14 protein-coding genes are annotated in these 17738 nt (G+C 37.3%); 12 read left to right on the top strand and 2 right to left on the bottom strand.

Annotated elements, in window-relative coordinates; translation table 11 throughout:
- Positions 1-67: 67 nt before the first annotated feature.
- The 7 genes from serS (at position 68) to CQA43_RS05455 (ending at position 10393) form a co-directional block, all read left to right on the top strand.
- On the top strand, positions 68-1360 hold the full coding sequence (serS, locus tag CQA43_RS05485; RefSeq protein WP_115551601.1) for a serine--tRNA ligase: 1293 nt from the start codon (positions 68-70) through the stop codon (positions 1358-1360).
- A gap of 4 nt (positions 1361-1364) precedes the next feature.
- Positions 1365-3737, top strand: coding sequence for a tetratricopeptide repeat protein (locus tag CQA43_RS05480; protein ID WP_115551600.1), 2373 nt, complete (start codon positions 1365-1367; stop codon positions 3735-3737).
- Between the two features lie 109 nt (positions 3738-3846).
- Positions 3847-5313 carry a TolC family protein gene (locus CQA43_RS05475; RefSeq protein WP_245944234.1) on the top strand — a complete coding sequence of 489 codons (1467 nt, stop codon included), beginning with the start codon at positions 3847-3849 and terminating at the stop codon, positions 5311-5313.
- Between the two features lies 1 nt (position 5314).
- Positions 5315-6577 (top strand): efflux RND transporter periplasmic adaptor subunit, encoded by a 1263-nt coding sequence (locus CQA43_RS05470; RefSeq protein WP_115551599.1) that lies wholly within the window; start codon positions 5315-5317, stop codon positions 6575-6577.
- A complete protein-coding gene (locus tag CQA43_RS05465; RefSeq protein ID WP_115551598.1) occupies positions 6577-7356 on the top strand; it encodes an ABC transporter ATP-binding protein in 780 nt (259 codons plus the stop codon). Before CQA43_RS05470 ends, CQA43_RS05465 begins: the two co-directional genes overlap by 1 nt.
- An 8-nt stretch (positions 7357-7364) precedes the next feature.
- On the top strand, positions 7365-8585 hold the full coding sequence (locus tag CQA43_RS05460) for an ABC transporter permease (RefSeq protein WP_115551597.1): 1221 nt from the start codon (positions 7365-7367) through the stop codon (positions 8583-8585).
- A 362-nt stretch (positions 8586-8947) separates the two neighbouring features.
- Positions 8948-10393, top strand: coding sequence for a major outer membrane protein (locus CQA43_RS05455; RefSeq protein WP_115551596.1), 1446 nt, complete (start codon positions 8948-8950; stop codon positions 10391-10393).
- Between the two features lie 137 nt (positions 10394-10530).
- Here CQA43_RS05455 and CQA43_RS05450 read toward each other — a convergent pair whose 3' ends face one another.
- Positions 10531-11307: a sulfite exporter TauE/SafE family protein gene (locus tag CQA43_RS05450; protein WP_115551595.1), complete on the bottom strand. Its 777-nt coding sequence runs from the start codon at positions 11305-11307 to the stop codon at positions 10531-10533.
- Between the two features lie 96 nt (positions 11308-11403).
- Here CQA43_RS05450 and selD point away from each other — a divergent pair, with 96 nt between their 5' ends.
- The gene (selD, locus tag CQA43_RS05445; protein ID WP_115551594.1) at positions 11404-12477 is read left to right on the top strand and encodes a selenide, water dikinase SelD; all 1074 of its coding nucleotides are present in this window, start codon (positions 11404-11406) and stop codon (positions 12475-12477) included.
- Positions 12478-12665: 188 nt separating this feature from the next.
- On the opposite strand, the gene rpsU is transcribed toward selD, so the two are convergent.
- Positions 12666-12878, bottom strand: coding sequence for a 30S ribosomal protein S21 (gene rpsU, locus CQA43_RS05440; RefSeq protein ID WP_006803152.1), 213 nt, complete (start codon positions 12876-12878; stop codon positions 12666-12668).
- A gap of 187 nt (positions 12879-13065) precedes the next feature.
- Here rpsU and ccoG point away from each other — a divergent pair, with 187 nt between their 5' ends.
- The 4 genes from ccoG to prfB all read left to right on the top strand — a co-directional run bounded on the left by ccoG (position 13066) and on the right by prfB (position 17733).
- Positions 13066-14433: a cytochrome c oxidase accessory protein CcoG gene (gene ccoG, locus CQA43_RS05435; protein ID WP_115551593.1), complete on the top strand. Its 1368-nt coding sequence runs from the start codon at positions 13066-13068 to the stop codon at positions 14431-14433.
- Between the two features lie 69 nt (positions 14434-14502).
- A complete protein-coding gene (locus CQA43_RS05430; protein ID WP_115551592.1) occupies positions 14503-15567 on the top strand; it encodes an AI-2E family transporter in 1065 nt (354 codons plus the stop codon).
- Between the two features lie 51 nt (positions 15568-15618).
- Positions 15619-16617: a tRNA 2-selenouridine(34) synthase MnmH gene (gene mnmH, locus CQA43_RS05425; protein WP_115551591.1), complete on the top strand. Its 999-nt coding sequence runs from the start codon at positions 15619-15621 to the stop codon at positions 16615-16617.
- A 15-nt stretch (positions 16618-16632) separates the two neighbouring features.
- A complete protein-coding gene (prfB, locus tag CQA43_RS05420) occupies positions 16633-17733 on the top strand; it encodes a peptide chain release factor 2 (RefSeq protein WP_115551590.1) in 1101 nt (366 codons plus the stop codon).
- The last annotated feature ends 5 nt before the right edge of the window (positions 17734-17738 follow it).

Here is a 17738-nt window from a genome sequence, read left to right as displayed (position 1 = left end):
AATTTTTTAGTGTGTTTTAACAAGCCTTAGTGTAGAATCTAGCCATTTAATTTTTTTGGGATTTATTATGATTGATTTAAAACTTCTTACAAATCACTTTGAAGAGGTGATGGATAAATTGTCTAAACGCAATATTGACGCAGTGTTTTTGAATACATTGCGTGAAAGCAGTTTGAATTATAAACAAAAAAAATCTGCTTTAGAGGAATTGCAAGCCACGCAAAATGCCAAAACTAAGCTATTTGCCAAAATCAAACAAGAAGGGGGCGATATTAATGCGCTCAAAGAGGAATGCGATTTGCTAAAAGGGCAAATTGCGCTTTATTCCCAAGAAGTAGAATTGTGGGAAAATAAATTGCAAGAGTTTTCTCATAATATTCCTAATATTCCTGATTCTAAAACGCCTTTTGGAAAAGATGAAAAGGATAATGTTGAGATTAAAAAAGTATTAGAACCTACACATTTTGATTTTAAACCCAAAGAGCATTGGGAGCTAGCGGAGCAAAATGGGTGGATTGATTTTGAGCGTGGAGTGAAGCTTGCAAAAAGCCGCTTTAGCGTATTTATGGGGATGGGAGCGAAGTTGGAACGCGCACTTATTAATTATATGCTGGATTTTAACTCCAAATGTGGTTTTAGTGAGATTGGAACACCTGCAGTTGCGAATGCACAAACTCTCTTTGGCACGGGTCAGTTGCCAAAATTTGAAAATGATTTGTTTAAAATATCAGAATTTGAAGAAGAGGAATCCAATGAAAAAAATGCTAAAAAAGGACACGAGCTTTATTTGATACCTACAGCAGAGGTAACACTCACGAATCTTTATCGTGATGAAATCTTAGACGAAGAGGAATTACCTCTTATGCTGACGGCTTATACGCCTTGCTTTAGAAAAGAAGCGGGAAGTGCAGGGCGAGATACACGCGGAATTATCCGCCAACATCAATTTGATAAAGTAGAGTTGGTTGCGATTACAACACCAAAAGAAAGCGATATGATGCAAGAGCGCATGATTGCGTGTGCTTCAAAGCTTTTGGTTTCTTTGGGGCTTCCACATCGTTTGGTGCAGCTTTGTGGAGGGGATTTGGGATTTTGTGCAAGCAACACGGTGGATATTGAAGTATGGTTACCCGGACAAAATTGCTATCGTGAAATTAGTTCTATTTCCAATACACGCGATTTTCAGGCAAGACGCGCAAAGATTCGTTATAAAGATTCTAAAAAGAAAAATCAATTAGTCCATACCTTAAATGGTTCAAGCTTGGCTGTGGGGCGCACATTGGTTGCGATTATGGAGAATTATCAACAAAAAGATGGGAATATTAAGATTCCTTTAGTTTTAGAGCCTTATTTGAGGTAGTTTTATGCCACAAAATCAAGAAAACAATCAAGTGATTCAGCTTGATGACAATTTTGGTGTTTTAGATGATATTTTAAAAAAAGAACCACAAGAATCTAAACCGCAAAATAAAATTGAAAAACTTTTAGAGTTTTTCAATCAGCATAAAAAAATAAGTGTTATTTTGGCAGTTTTATTTGGGTTTTTTATACTTGGATTTATTTTTTTGATTGGTTTAGTTTTGACGCGTGAAGTTCAACCACCACAGACACAAACAAATGCCTTGCCACCCATAGATTTTAGTATTAAAAAAGGGGAAGACATTATTACAGATGCCGAAAACTTAGAGGCACTGATTAAAAAAGCAAATTTTCTTTACACTAACGGCAATAAACTAGAGGCATTGGATTTGTATAACAAGATTTCTAATTATTCTGAAGGGCTTTCTAATTATAATTTAGGTGTAGCGCAAATGGAAGAAAAATCCTATTTGGAAGCGTTAAATTCTTTCCAAAAAGCTATTGATTTAGGGGAAGATAGAGTGATTAGTTCGTTGAATGCCGCGATTTGTTCGTTGTATCTACAAGAACCCTTGAAGTATCGTTATTATCTGCAACTTGCGCAGACTTATCTTCCAAAAACAGGGAATTTGCCTATTTATTCCTATCTATATGCGCTGACAAATTTTTATTTGGGTAATTATTTGGAAGCTTTTTCTTCTTTGATTCATCCTTCTTCCGATTATTATCAAGAGGAAACAAATCAGCTTTTAGCCACAATGTATGCGTATTTTAATAACAATTATAAAGCCATTGATGCGTTAAATAGAAATTCTACTGACCCAAAAACTTGGTTTAATCTTGCTTTGCTTTATGCGCGCATCGGGGACTACAATGAAGCAAACAAGCTTCTAACGCAAAGTATTGATACATTTGGAAGCACTTTGGAATCCGATATTGCCTTAATGCTTGTGAAACTACAATTAACAGAATATAGTCAGGCTGCGCGGCTTGCAAATAAATATTCTCAAAATCAAGAAGCGTTAGACCGCAATCCTTATCCGATTCAAATCACTTTGCGTGATGATTTTTTTAATATTGATGTTGCACAAAAACGTTTTTGGGATAATTTTATAGGGCAAAAGCTCAACGCCTATAATGTTTTGTTTTATTTTGCCTCTTATAAAGTCTTTGACGCTAAAGAAGCTTTTAATGTGATTCAAGAGGGTGGCATTAATATTCGGATTGAGAATCTGCAAGAGGCAAAAGAGATTCTACTGCGCGGACAGACGATTTCAAGAATGAATCGCAATATTGCTAATGCGATTTTAGAAACGCTTAATGGAAATATTCGGAATGCTAATGCCTTATTGCTAGAAGTTGTTAATGCTTATCCCAATCATTCTATTTTGCATTACAATTTAGGACTAAATTATGCGCAAATGGGTAATTTTGACGCGGCTTATCAGCATTTTTTACGTTCTTTTCACTTGAATCCAAAAGACTTGTATGCAGGAATTTTTGCCCTTATCACTGCCAAATTAACCTATCGCGATACGGGGCGATTGGAAAGTGAAATTGGAAGAGAAATTGTCAATTTTCAAGGCAATGCCGAGGAGCAAGAATTTATTCAAGCTTTGTTAAATTTCGCAAGAGATGGTATTCCAACGCCTTTGCAGTCTCTTGAAAACAAAGAAGACAATGTTGCGATTTATTATGCTTTGGATTTTGCGCAAGGCGTGCAGATGAATAATCAAACCTTGCTTGTGAAATCTGCAGAGGGATTGAAACGGCTCTATCCTAATGACCCCATTAGCAATCTTTTATCGCTTTTGGCTATCAATTATCAAGATGAGCCTAAATCTCTTGCTTTGAAGTTGCAAAATTATTACCAAGACCCAAAAATTAACCGCGATTCCATTTATTATGGAGCGTCTGTTGTGCGTGAAATGTATATTGAAGTTGCGCATATTATTGGGACTTTGCATTATGTTCAGCAAGATTTGGATATGCGTCTTATTACCGAACAAAAAGACGCACGCGGGGTAATTCAGGCTTTGGCATTGACTTATTTGTATTTACAGGAATTTGAAAAATCTTTTACGCTTTATAACAGCTTGATTGATGATTTTAAAGAGCAAGATACGCAAACGCTCTTTTTGGGTGCGGTGGCTGCTATTGGCGCAGGACATATTGAAAATGCCTCTACACTTTTACAGCTTTCCAAATTGGAAGCGCCGACAAATTATGAAACAAGAATCGCAAATGGAATTTTATTCCTGCAAGAAAAAAATTTTAGTGCCGCCGCTTCGCAATTTACAACCATTGCCGCTTCTAAGTTGCGCTCTAAATACTTTGATTTTAAAATCAACACGCAACAGATTTTGCAGAATCCTTAAAGTTTGTTTTTAATTCATTGATTTTGTAGAAGTTGTTTTGGTTGATGAAAAATTCACATTTGCTTTAGGGTTTTGGTATAGAATGTTGGCTTTATTTTAAGGAGATATTTTGTTGCAACAGATTTTGCATAAGATTTCGTGGAGACATTTTATAATCTTAGTATTTGCAAGCGGAATGTTTTTTGGCTGTGCTGCAAATTTGCCAAAAGATTCAGAAATCACTCAAGCACTCCCACAAACTTTCCAAAATACCGCTTTAATCAGCGTAGATATGGAATCCCAACCTCTTGCCAAAGCGTCGCCAATAGAGCAAATGAATCTTTTGTTTAACGATTCTACTCTAGCAAATCTTTTTGAAATTGCTTTAGGCAATAACTTGGATTTGCAAATTATGAATACAAGAATCTTGCAGGCTAAGGCGCAACTTAAAAGTGCGTGGGGAGCAATCTTTCCAAGCGTAGATGGAAGTGTTAATGCCAACGAATCGCATACGCGCACCAATACAATACCCATACAGAAAACTCAATCTTATACCTCCGCAGTAGGCGCGACACTCTCGTGGGAAGTGGATTTGTTCGGAAGATTACAATATGCCAAAAATGCCAAAGCCTCTCTTTATGAGAAATCCTTGCAAGATTTGGAAAATGCTAAAATTACGCTTTTAGGTGATGTAGCGATTCTTTATTTTACATTGCTTGAATCCTCTTGTAATCTTATTTTAACGCAGGAAAATATTGTGCATTATCAAGACGCTTTGGAGCTGACGCGTTTAAAGGTTGAAAATGGTTTGCTAGATAGCACAGAGCTTTTTGAAAAACAAGATTTATTGACGAATGAACAAAATACTTTAGAATCCCTAAAGAGCGCGTTTGAGGAAAATAAAAATGCTTTATTGATATTGCTAGATACATTAGAACTTCCTTTTGTGGTGGAATCGCAAATCTCTCCAAATGCACCAACGAAACTGCATTTGGATTCTATGCCTGCAAATGTTTTGCTTGCGCGTCCAGATATTAGAGCAGCACTTTTTAGTTTGTATGCGCAGAGTTATACAAAGGCAAATGCTAAGGCAAGCTTGTTTCCTGTGTTATCTATTAGCGCAAATTTAAACGAGATTTTGGATTCTAATGCGCAGGCAAGCGGGAATCTTGCGTGGCAATTTGCTAGCTCCCTTACCGCGCCGATTTTAAACCGCACACAATTAACGCAAAATTATTTTTTGCAAGATGCACTTTTGAAAGAATCTTATCTCACGCTTCAAAAATCGCTAAAAAATGCCTTGAGTGAAATTGAAAACACAAGTTTTAATGTCAAAAGCACAGAATTGCAGCTGCAAAATAGCCAAAAACGAGCAAAAAATGCGCAAAGTTATTTTGAATTTTCTTCTAGTCGTTATTTTGTGGGATTGATTGATAACTTAGAATATGCTCTTAATGCCGCTGCATTTAATAATGCACAAAAATCACTCAATACTGCAAAATTTGAGAATCTCAAAGCTTTTGTTTTGCTTTATAAGGCTTTTGGCGGAGATTTAAATCTCATTTCTACGACTAAACATTTAATAAATAAGGAATAAAATGCAATCAACAATAGAGATTTTGAAAAATTTAAATCCAAAGAAAAATTACAAAAAAACTTTGATGATTTGGGGTGGAATCGCAGGTTTTGTAGTTTTGTGTATTGCACTATTTTATTGGTGGCAAACAAGAGAGCCAAATTATCTTTATACAACACAAGAAGCAACTTTAGGAGATATTTCTACAAGCATTAGTGCTAATGGCACGCTTTCTCCAACACACGAAGTGTCCATTGGTTCGGTGATTTCTGGAATCGTGCTTGAAGTGCTTGTAGATGTGAATGATAAGGTGAGCAAGGGGCAAGTGCTTGCTAAAATTGATAGTGAAAGTATTGAGCAAGACCTCTACCGCTATGAGGCACAACTTCAGAGTGCAAAGGCGCAATTAAAAAGCGCAAAGGTGGGTTTAGAGGAAAAGGCTTGGCAGTATAAGCAACTTCAAACGCTTTTTAAAACTACTCAAGGTAAAACACCCTCTAAACTTGATTTGCAAACCGCAAAAACGAATTATAATGCTGCTTTAAGTGAGGTGGAGTTGCGTCAAGCAAATATTAAAGAGATTGAAACTGCGATTCGTTCTACACAGGTAGATTTGAAAAATGCGCATATCACAACGCCAATAGATGGGGTGGTGCTTAGTCGCTCCATTGAAGTAGGGCAGAGCGTTGCGGCAAGCTTCCAAGCACCAGAATTTTTTATTGTTGCAGAAAGTTTAGAGGAAATGGAGTTAAATGTTAGCATTTCTGAAGCAGATATTGGCAAAGTTAAGGTGGGGCAAAATGTAAAGTTTAGTGTGGATTCCTATCCTCAAAAGACTTTTGAAGCGGTGGTAGATAGAGTGAATTTTGGTGCGAGCGAAAGCACAGACAACATCGTGAGCTATGAGGCGCGTATTTATGTCAGCAATCAAGATTTGTTGCTAAAACCCGGAATGAGTGCGACTGCAGATATTGTTACAGATTCTGCTAAAAATACCCTTTTGATTCCCTCTAGTGCGCTTTATTTTACTCCAGCAACCTCTAAGAAAGATTCCGCAAAATCCTCTTCAAAATTAAGTTCTTTTGGTTTAGGTATGCGTCCTCCACGCACACGTGGAGGTGGAAGCAAGCAGCAAGCAAACTCTAGTGTTTGGATATTGGAAAATGGTATGCCTAAGGAAGTTTCTGTGGAAGTTGGCATTAGTGATGGAATCTCAACGCAGATTTTTAGCGATTCTATTCAAGCAGGAATGCAAGTGATTATTGCGCAAAAAGAAGAGAAATAATGTCTTTTATTCGTTTGCAAAATATCCATAAAACCTATGGAAAGCCACCCAATCTTTTTGAGGCATTGCGTGGGATTAGTTTAGAGATTGTGGAGGGTGATTTTGTCGCGCTAATGGGTCCAAGCGGGAGCGGCAAAAGCACTTTGGCGAATATTCTCGGTTGTTTGGATAGCCCAAGTAGCGGAATTTATGAGTTTTGTGGAGTAAATGTTTGTGATTTAAATCTGAAACAAAAAGCCCTTTTGAGACGACACTATATCGGCTTTATTTTTCAAGGATTCAACCTTTTGCCGCGCACGACTGCACTAGAAAATGTTGAACTTCCTTTGCTTTATCGCCAAGTGCCCAAAAAAGAGCGTATTAGACAATCTATGCAAGCACTTGAAATGGTAGGTTTAGAAAAATGGTATAATCATCAAAGCAATGCTTTAAGCGGGGGACAACAACAGCGCGTGGCGATTGCTAGAGCAATTGCTTCCAACCCACTCTTTTTGCTCGCCGATGAACCAACAGGGAATTTAGACACTAAGCGAAGCATAGAGATTATGGAAATCTTAGCGCGGTTAAATGCAGATTCTAAGATTACGATTCTTATGGTAACACACGAGCCTGAAATGGCGCGGTATGCTACGCGCGAAATTATGTTTTTAGATGGCTTGGTGCAAAGCGATTCCGCAAATACCCAACCCCAAAGCATACGAGATGCTGCACCTCCTATTGAGCAAAGCGAAATATCTCAAAACATAGAATCTAGTAGTGTGCAAGCACAATACAATTAGGAATAAATATGATTCTAAATGCCTTTTTTCTCGCTTTTCGTCAGATTAGACGCAATTTTTTGCGCGCACTTTTAACAATGCTTGGGATTATTATTGGTGTGGGAGCAGTCGTGATTATGATTACACTTGGAAATGGCACAACGCAAGTGATTACCGAGCGTATGAGTAGTTTGGGTAGCAATATTTTGCTTGTCTTTCCTGCGCGAAGTCAAAACATAGGCGGTGGAGGAAGAAAGCTTTTTAGCCTAGAGAATATCAAAGAATTAAATATTCAAGTTGGACATATTACACGCGCGATTGCACCGATTGTGGCAACTTCTGCTCTTGTGCAATTCCGACAAGAAAACACGCAAACCCAAATTCAAGGCGTCAATACAGATTATTTTGTCGCTACAAATTGGGATATCTCTTATGGGACAACTTTTGGTGCGCAAGATTATCGTGCAGGAAGCAATACTTGCATTATTGGTGCAAGTGTGAAAAAAAACCTATTTGATAAATCCTCTACAAATCCACTAGGAAGTAGAATCCGATTGGGCAATATTGTGTGTGAATGTATCGGAATCTTGGAGGAAAAGGGGCAAGGAGCAATGGGAAATGACCAAGATGATGTGATTTTGCTGCCTTTGAAAACTTATCAACGCAGCATCTCTAAGTCTAGCACATTGTATAATATCTCAAGATTGATGATTTCGCTTAAAGACAATGTAGATTCCACACAAGCCACGATACAAATCTCAAATGCTTTGCGTGAGATTCGTAATGTGCGTGAGGGGCAAAAAGATGATTTTGAGATTATGGACACAAAGCAAATCATAGAAATGATGCAAAACACCACTGCAAATTTAACAATTTTTTTAGGGGCGATTGCAGGGGTGAGTTTGATTGTCGGAGGAATCGGGATAATGAATATTATGCTAGTTTCTGTAACAGAGCGCACGCGAGAGATTGGCACGCGTTTGGCGATTGGCGCAATGCAGAGTGAAGTGTTGTTGCAGTTTTTGATAGAAGCCTTGAGCCTTAGCGCATTGGGTGGAATCTTGGGAGTAGTTTTGGCGTTTGTTGGTTCGCTTGGAATCTGCTATGCTATGGAATTGCCTTTTAACTTTGATTATACAATCGCATTGGTCGCCTTTGTGTTTTCAGCTTTTATGGGAATATTGTTTGGTTATCTCCCAGCAAGACGCGCCTCAAGGCTGAATCCCATTGATGCTTTGCGCCACGAATAATGTTTATGGAATCCTGAAAATAGGATTCTGTATTATAAACTACCATAAAAATTTTTAAATTTTCTCACAACAATAAAAATACAAATCAAAAAATTTTGAAACAATGCAAACAATGAACTTTCAAGCAATCAAAACACAAAAAGAAAAAAGCAGAGAAACACATTAAATTAAAAATTTCTTAAAAAAGCACTTGACACCCCCCCCCCCCCTATTTGCTAAAATTTTGGTCTAGCTTTGTTAGGTTAGAATATTCCAAAGCTAGATCTTACTTGATTGATTAGGGTGAGGGTGAAGCTTACAAAAGCTTTGCCTAAGCTCTAAAGCAGTTGTAATTTCGAAATTCTAACAAAAAGGAGATTAAAATGAAATTTCTAAAACTTAGTTTAGCAGCAAGTGTTGCTTTGGGTGCATTCTCTACTGCGAGTTTTGCTCAACCTTTAGAAGATGCAATTAAGGGAATTGATGTTAGTGGGTATCTAAGATACAGATACAATGATGATAGATATGATGCCAATGGATTCAATAAAGATTCTGTGGCTAATAGCAACGCTACTCACCGCTGGAAAGCAGTAGCAGACTTCAAAGCTCCTGTAGCTGATAATGTTGCATTCAACTTAGGAATTCTTTACAACAACGAATCCAACAATGTAAATCACGGAAACACTTATCCCGGTATAGGTGATGGTGAAGGTTCAGGCAAAGACGGAAGCTTTGGTGTTAGCACATTCAATGCAGTGATTACTCCTGATAGCACAGCTACAACTGTTATTATTGGTAAGCAAAGATTAGCTACTCCTGTAACAAGCGCAGGCGATGATGATAGAGGAACAGGTATCCTAGCTCTTAATAGTGATTTAGAAGGCTTTACTTTTGCAGCAGGTGCATTTGACTCTTGGGCAATTGATGACTTAGAATTAACAAGAGGTTATACTTCAGGTGGTAATGATGGCGGTTCTATCACTAAACCCCTCTATGCTCTTGCAGGTATCTATGGTGTAGATACAGCTTATGGACACTTTGGTGCTCAACTTTGGGGATTCTATATCCAAGATGCAGTAGATGCACTAGGATTTGGTGAATTAAGCTGGAACAATGCTACTTTTGATGTTGCATTACAATATGCTTTAGCTAAACTAGACAATAGCAATAGTTCTATTCTAGGTGCATTACACCCTAGCGTAGTTGGTACAAACAACTTGCAAATTGGTAGTGTCGCCAACAGAGCAAACATTGCTGAAGCAAACGACTTGTTCGTGCTTAACTTAGGTGCAAACTTCGCTCAAGAGTATAATGTTCCACTAGATGTTAAACTTGGTTGGGTTACAAACTTCCAAGACGGAACAGCAGTAACATTGAACGATGATGGCACAGCATTCAAATACGCTGGAGCAATCTGGTGGCAAAATAATGCAACAGGCATTAGCACTTCTGCACTCTTACCAAGAGGCGTGCATGGTTTCGGAAATGAACAAGAAATCAGTGTATTCTATGGTGCAATCGGTTATTCTATGGTAGATAGCAGATTAAGAATCGGACTAGATTATGTTTGGGGTAACAACGAAGTAACTTCAGGAAATGTAACAATTAAAGATACAGATTTCCAAGAAATCACTCCAAGAATCAGCTGGAAACACAACAAAAACCTTACAATTAGTGGCTACTATGCTTACTTGATGACTGATGCGGATGGTTATGCTGTAAATGGATACTCCATTGATGCTGCTGGTGTTGCTACTGCTACTACTTATAATGCAAACGACGATGAAACTCGCCAAAGAGTGCGTGTAGAAGTAAAATACAGCTTCTAGTGTTTCTCCTTTGATGAGGGTTCTCCCTCATCATCTTTCTTATTTTCTTTTTATTTCTTTCTTTGCAAGGGCTTTGCCTGAAATAATCTGTAATTTGAATCTCGCCTTTTACGATTCCATTGCAATGCGCACAACATTTAACTCCAAAACATTTTTTTAAGCATAATGCTAAGCACGAGGCAATACATCATAAGTAGTGCGTATTTGTGTTTTTTGGCGTCTATGATACTAAGTAGCCAAATCCCAATGCGCACGCCAATGAGCGAGGCGATTCCCACGATAATGCCTTGTTTATAGTCCGCATAGCCGTGCATTGCTAGGGAAGTAAATCCCGAAACAGAGGAAAAAATAATAAAGAAAAGCGAAAGCGGAATGATTTTTTTGCTACTATATCCCAAATAATAGGCAAGAAGTGGAGACAACATCATTCCTCCACCGATTCCAAGTGAAATTGCAAAGACGCCTACGACACAGCCGCAGCTGATGAGAAATAGTTTTGCGCTGATTCCATTGCCTAAACGGCTTTCTCCGCCATAAGCATTTGCTTTAAAAAATTTCACCAATGAATAGAGAATAAACAGCGTGAAAATTCCCTCTAAAATATTAGATGGAATCCTATCCACAACTACGCCACTAAATGCTGCGCCGATTAGTCCTCCAAGCCCCACATAAAGACTATCTTTGAACTCTAAATTATTTTGGCGGTAATTGATGTAAGAGCCATAAATGGAGGAAAAAATCATCTGCATAATAGAGATTCCAATCGCAATTTTTATGTCATTTCCTAGTAAAATCATCAAGGGCACAATAATTGCTCCGCCACCAATTCCAAAGAATCCCGCTAGAATTCCTGTAAAAATTCCAATGATAAAAAGTGTAAGAATAAATGAAAAGTCTAGGACTAACCATTCCATATAAAAGCCTTAAAAATTTTATACAATTTTGCCAAAAAATAATTAGAAATAAGGTAAAATAGTTAAAATCCCTATTAAACGATTTGGAAAAATAAAATGCAAACAAGCAAAGAAGAAATTAAAATCACACAATTTGTTAAAGTTGCCGGTTGAGCAGGTAAAGTAGGTCTGGACGACCTCTCACAAATTGCTAGCTCCTTAAGCAACGAAGAAAATGCAAATGTTTTGGTAGATTTTAGAGGCAACGAAGACGCTGGGGTTTATCAGCTCACGCCTGATTTAGCCCTTGTGCAGACAGCAGATTTTATCACGCCTGTGGTGAATGACCCTTTTGTCTATGGGCAGATTGCCGCGGCAAATGCGCTAAGTGATGTGTATGCAATGGGTGGAGTCGTGAAATGTGCCCTAAACCTTATGATGTGGGATTCTTGTCGGATTCCGCAAGATTATGCGCAAGGTATTTTAGAGGGCGGATTATCCAAAATCAAAGAAGCCGGAGGTGTGCTTATTGGTGGGCATACGGTGTCGGATAATGAGCAAAAATACGGCTTGAGTGTGAGTGGAATCATTCACCCAAAAAAAATTTGGCGTAACAATGGCGCACAAGTTGGCGATGTTTTGATTCTCACAAAGCCTATCGGTATGGGTGTGCTTACAACTGCATTAAAGGCAAATATGCTAGATTCTAAAGTCGCAGACAGAATTGCGCAGATTATGGCGACACTCAATCGTCGCGCTTGTGAGATTGCAAGTGTATTTACTATTCACGCTTGCACAGATATTACAGGATTTGGGCTTTTGGGGCATTTGAACGAAATGCTGAATCCTAAAATTAACATTCGTTTAGAATCTGAAGCAATTCCTTTGGTAGAGGAAGCAATTGAGTTTGCAAAAATGGGAATTATTCCGGGCGGAAGTTGTGGCAATGAACGCGCGATTCAGCATTTATGCGAATTTAATCTCTCAAAGGATTCTAAGTTTAAAGACTTAGAAATCTTGCTATTTGACGCACAAACTTCGGGCGGATTGGTATTTGCCCTACCGCAAAAAGAAGCAAATGCACTGCTTGAGCGATTGAAAAATGAGGGGATAGAATCTGCCCAAATCATCGGACACACTGAATCTTTTTTGAAAGATTCCACTACAAAGGCAAGGATTTTTGTAGAATAGTTTATCGTTTGGATTATCCTTGCAAAATACAAGAGACAGCAATTCATAGTGTAGAATCTCGCTTTGGAGCAATCTTTTTCTCCACGAACTTTGCAAGAAAAGCTAGAAAACGAATTATTAAGGAATATTTGGAATCTTATAAGAAAGAATTGTAAGAAATAAGATTCCATAGAGGAATCTTATTGTTTTTAGAGCCTTGATTCGTAGCGACGAAGCATATATAAGCGTTTGAGCATTTTTTTGCGTGCGCTGATTTTTTGCTTTTTGCGCTTTTCAGTTTTTGGTTCAAAGAATCTTCTTGCGCGACTTTCAGTTACAACAAGGTTTCTATCGGCTTGTTTTTTAAACTTTCTATACGCATCATCAAAAGATTCATTTTCTCTGACTTTGATACCCGGCATCTAAATCACCACCTTTGTGTGTAAGATTTAGCTTTTATAAAAAAGCCTCGTATTTTAATATAAAAATTTTAAGAATCCATTAAAATGAATGTAAGAAAATCACCCTAAAGAAAAATAAAGTTTAATTTTTACTTTTATTATGGTAATATTAATCTTTTACTAAAAAATCAAAATATTAGGAGTAAAGATGGTTGAGAATGTAAAGGAACGCTTATATTTCAAGCGTCGTTATGTGATGTATGGAATTACCACAATTCTGTTGTTCTGCATTCCTTTTATTAAAATTAATGGCAATCAGATTTTTTTATTGTCTTTTGACCGCAAACAACTGCATTTGCTAGGGGTTGCTTTTGATATGCAAGAACTTTATCTTATGCCTTTTTTGTTGATTTTAATGTTTTTGGCGATTTTTTTTATGACAACACTTGCGGGACGCGTATGGTGTGGTTGGGCTTGCCCACAGACGATTTTCCGCGTATTGTATCGCGATTTGTTAGAGACAAAAATTTTGGGCTTGCGCAAAAGAATGGAGAATCGCCAATTAGAGCCTGATATGAGCTTGGGGAGCAACAAAGTTAAAAAAGTGATTTCTCTTGTGATTTTTGCTTGTCTTGCTTTGGTTGCAGCGTCCAATTTGATGTGGTATTTTGTGCCACCAGAAGATTTTTTTAACTATATTCAAAACCCTTTAGAGCATAAATATTTATTTATTTTTTGGTTAGGATTTACCATTGCACTCATTGCGATTGTGGTATTTATCAAAGAAAACTTCTGTATTTATATGTGTCCTTATAGCCGTGTTCAGAGTGTTTTGTATGATAATGATACTATTATGACGGTGTATGACTATAAAAGAGGTGGAGAAGTTTTTGATGCAAAAGGGATTAAACTATGGAAAAAGCCTGAAGCACTAAATGCAGAATGCACCGGTTGCGAAGCCTGTGTGAAAATCTGTCCTACACATATTGATATTCGCAAGGGAATGCAATTAGAATGTATTAACTGCCTTGAATGTTCAGATGCTTGCACAAAGGTAATGGGAAAACTCGGTAAAATGACTTTGATTTCTTGGACAAGTCCGCAAAGTATTGAAGACCGACAAAAAGTGCGTTATATGCGCTTTAAAACAATTGGTTATATTGTTGCAATGGTGGTTGTGTTTTCTGGGCTTTTGATGATGAGTTCTAAAAAGGAAGATATGCTTTTAAATATCAATCGACAAGAACTTTATACGATTCGCGATAATGGGCGCGTGGAAAATTCCTATGTTTTCTTGTTTCAAAATACGCAAAAACAAGCTTATGATTTTTATTTTGAGGTGCAAAACAATGCAGAGATTCAAATTAAGCGTCCAAGCAAACCCTTCCGCATAGAAGCAGGCGAGAAATCCAAACAAGTCGTTGTGCTTTATACGGAAGCAAATTTGGCTAAAGATGCGCAAAAAGATACACATATTCCATTAGAAATCAGAGCCTATGCGGTAGATAGCCAAGAGCCTATTGAAGTTTTCAGGAAAAGTGTGTTTATTTATCCACCAAACAAATCTTTGCATTAAGTGATAATAAAGAATCGCAAGCACAAAATTTTGTGTCTTGTGATTTGGATTTTTGAATAAAGGTAAATTATGCAAAAAGGTGGAATTTATTTTTTTCTCGTTATTTTTGCTCTCACATTGTTGGCTTTATTGAAGCTTTATTCTCCATTTTTAATGAATCTATTGATTGCATTCTTGCTATTTATTGCAACACAGAATGTTTATTATGTGATTTTAAAATACATAAAATCTCCGCTTGCTTCCACTTTTCTAATGACTCTTTTGTTGATAATTCTTTGTTTTTTGCCTATTTTTTATATTCTTTTAAATTTATTGAATTTGGCAACAAATTTGGAGTTGGGAAATTTTCAAAATTTTTTATTGGATTTACAAATGCATTTGGGAGAATATGGAAAAGAGATTTTTGCTTATCTGCCGGATTTATTGCAAAAGGAAATCAATAATTGGTTGGCACATCTTTCTGGGATTGATTGGACTGAAGTCGCCAAACGTAGTATAGGAATTGTTGCAAAAATTTCTCAAAATAGTTTATATTTTTTGAGTGATACTCTATTTATCCTAGTTTTTTTATTCTTTTTTTATTATTATGGCGGTGCATTGGGTCAGTATTTTTTGGGGTTGATTCCGATTCAGCCCACTTATGTCAAATCTCTTTATGAGGAAGTGAGTGCAGTGATTAGTGTTGTATTTTATTCCTCTATTTTTTCTATGCTTTTGCAAGGCGCATTGTTTGGAATCCTTATGGCGTTTTTGGGTTATAATGCACTTTTGTTGGGTGTTTTTTATGGTTTTGCTTCGCTCGTGCCTGTGGTGGGTGGAAGTTTAGTTTGGTTGCCTGTTGTTGGATATGAATTGTATTTAGGGAATTATAGTTATGCAATCCTTATTACGCTCTATTCTATTATTGTTATCGCAACTTTAGCAGATAATGGCGTGAAGCCTTTTATTATCAGTTTTATCAATCGCGTATTGATAAAAACTCCGCTAAAAATTAACGAAATGTTAATTTTCTTTGCTATTATTGCAGGGCTTACGAGTTTTGGCTTTTGGGGCATTGTATTTGGTCCAGCAATTACAGCGTTATTTATTGCATTGCTTAGAGTTTATAAGATTCTTTATCAAGACAAAGTTTAGACAAGAAATCCGAAATGATTTTGCGATTCTATTTTAAATATAGAGGAAAAAATGACAAAAATAATTCCGCCCAATAGTTTTTTAAATCAAGATTTATCTTTAATTATAGATGTGCGCTCTCCTAGAGAATATGCAGAATCTCATATTGTAGGAGCGCAAAATTTTCCTGTTTTAAATGATGAAGAACATCAGCAAATTGGCACATTGTATCGCACGGATTCTTTCAAAGCAAAGGTTTTGGGTGCTAGTTTTGTCAGTCAAAATATTGCAAAACATTTATTGACTTTAGAGACAATGGTAAGCCCTAAAAAACCCTTTGGAATCCATTGCGCACGCGGTGGTATGAGAAGTCGTGCGTTTTTTATGGTTTTGGAAGCTATTGGTTACCAAGTCGTGCTTTTAGAGGGTGGTTATAAAGCTTACCGCAACGAAGTGTTGAAATATCTTGATAGTTTTCCTCCCCATCGCTTTGTTACGCTTGTGGGTCAAACCGGGAGCGGTAAAAGCGAGATTATTCAAGGATTTCGTGATTCTTTGGATATTGAGGGAATCGCAAAGCATTTAGGTTCAAGCTTTGGCGCAATTTGTGGGGAGCAACCTAGTGTGAAGAGTTTTCAAAATCTGCTTTTTGCTCGTTTGAAAGACTTAGAAAATGCTCCTTTTGTGCTAGTGGAAGGGGAGAGTAAGAAGCTTGGAAATTTGATTTTGCCCACTCCGCTTTATCAATCCTACCAAAAAGCACCAAAGATTCTAATTGTCGCACCTTTGGAGCAAAGGGTGCAAAGAATCGTGGCGCAATATGGTAAAATTTCATTACAATTTTTTGAGGATTCTATGCAAAAAATTTCTCCTTTTATGAAAAAAGAGTTTTGGTATGAAGCCAAAAAAGCTTTTTATGTGGGGGATTTAATGCGTGTAGCGGAGATTTTGCTAGTGGAATATTATGATAAAGTGTATAAAAAAGAATCCTATGTTTGTGCAATTTCTTATCAGAATCTTTCGCAAGTGATTACAGAGATTGAAGCATTTGCTAGAGAATTTTACAACTAAAATCAAAGGAATCGTTTGGATAATTATGAATATGGCGAGTTATTAAAAGAGCTAGAAATTAAAAGACAAAATATAGAAAAAATTATGCAACCCAAACTTTTGGAAAAGCGTATTTTGGAAATCGCAGATTTAGAGCAGGCAAAGGAGTTTTGGGAGGATACCAAAAAAGCGGGTGAATTGCAAAAAGAGAAAAAGAGCTGTGAAAGAAAGCTAGAAAAATACAATATGGCAAAGTCTGCATTGGAGGACGCTAAAGAATTGTTTGAGATTTCTCAAGATGATTTGGAGAGCTTAGAGCTACTTTTTGCAGAATCCAAAGAGCTAGAAGAGCAGATTAAAAACGCAGAAATTGAAGTGATGTTAAGCGGGGAATTGGATTCTAATAACGCGATTTTTACAATTACTCCCGGAGCGGGCGGGACGGAATCGCAAGATTGGGCAAGTATGCTTTATCGTATGTATTTGCGCTGGGCAGAGAGAAAAGGCTTCAAGATGGAATTGCTTGATTATCAAGAGGGAGAGGAAGCGGGCTTGAAAGATGTTAGCTTTATGATTAAGGGAGAAAATGCGTATGGATATGCAAAGGTTGAAAATGGAATCCACCGCCTTGTGCGCATTTCTCCTTTTGATTCTAATGCTAAGCGGCATACAAGCTTTACTGCGGTGCAGGTGAGTCCAGAGATTGACGATAATGTTGAGATTGCTATTGAAGAAAAAGATTTGCGGATTGACACTTATCGTGCTTCAGGAGCGGGTGGGCAACATGTGAATAAAACAGAATCTGCGATTCGTATTACGCACCTTCCCACAGGAATCGTGGTGCAATGCCAAAACGATAGAAGCCAACATAAAAACAAAGCCACTGCACTAAAAATGCTAAAATCTAAGCTTTATGAGCAAGAGATTCAAAAACGCGAGGAGAAAAATGCAAGTGAGGATAAAAGTGAGATTGGCTGGGGACATCAGATTAGAAGTTATGTTTTAGCCCCTTATCAGCAAGTGAAAGATTTGCGCTCTAATCTTGCATATAGTAATGTAGAAGCTATTTTAGATGGGGATATTGATTCTATGTTAGAGGGTGTTTTGATTGCCAAAAACGCAACAAATGGGCTCTAAAGTCA

This window comes from Helicobacter ganmani, assembly GCF_003364315.1.
Lineage (GTDB): Bacteria > Campylobacterota > Campylobacteria > Campylobacterales > Helicobacteraceae > Helicobacter_D > Helicobacter_D ganmani.
The sequence above is the reverse complement of the archived record's forward strand: the minus strand, read 5'-3'. Positions and strand labels throughout refer to the sequence as shown.

What these genes read in the sequence shown, in the direction of transcription:
- serS (WP_115551601.1), top strand. Translation starts at nt 68, where the DNA reads ATGATTGATTTAAAACTTCTTACAAATCACTTTGAAGAGGTGATGGAT.
- CQA43_RS05480 (WP_115551600.1), top strand. Translation starts at nt 1,365, where the DNA reads ATGCCACAAAATCAAGAAAACAATCAAGTGATTCAGCTTGATGACAAT.
- CQA43_RS05470 (WP_115551599.1), top strand. Translation starts at nt 5,315, where the DNA reads ATGCAATCAACAATAGAGATTTTGAAAAATTTAAATCCAAAGAAAAAT.
- CQA43_RS05465 (WP_115551598.1), top strand. Translation starts at nt 6,577, where the DNA reads ATGTCTTTTATTCGTTTGCAAAATATCCATAAAACCTATGGAAAGCCA.
- CQA43_RS05460 (WP_115551597.1), top strand. Translation starts at nt 7,365, where the DNA reads ATGATTCTAAATGCCTTTTTTCTCGCTTTTCGTCAGATTAGACGCAAT.
- CQA43_RS05455 (WP_115551596.1), top strand. Translation starts at nt 8,948, where the DNA reads ATGAAATTTCTAAAACTTAGTTTAGCAGCAAGTGTTGCTTTGGGTGCA.
- CQA43_RS05450 (WP_115551595.1), bottom strand. Translation starts at nt 11,307, where the DNA reads ATGGAATGGTTAGTCCTAGACTTTTCATTTATTCTTACACTTTTTATC.
- rpsU (WP_006803152.1), bottom strand. Translation starts at nt 12,878, where the DNA reads ATGCCGGGTATCAAAGTCAGAGAAAATGAATCTTTTGATGATGCGTAT.
- ccoG (WP_115551593.1), top strand. Translation starts at nt 13,066, where the DNA reads ATGGTTGAGAATGTAAAGGAACGCTTATATTTCAAGCGTCGTTATGTG.
- CQA43_RS05430 (WP_115551592.1), top strand. Translation starts at nt 14,503, where the DNA reads ATGCAAAAAGGTGGAATTTATTTTTTTCTCGTTATTTTTGCTCTCACA.
- mnmH (WP_115551591.1), top strand. Translation starts at nt 15,619, where the DNA reads ATGACAAAAATAATTCCGCCCAATAGTTTTTTAAATCAAGATTTATCT.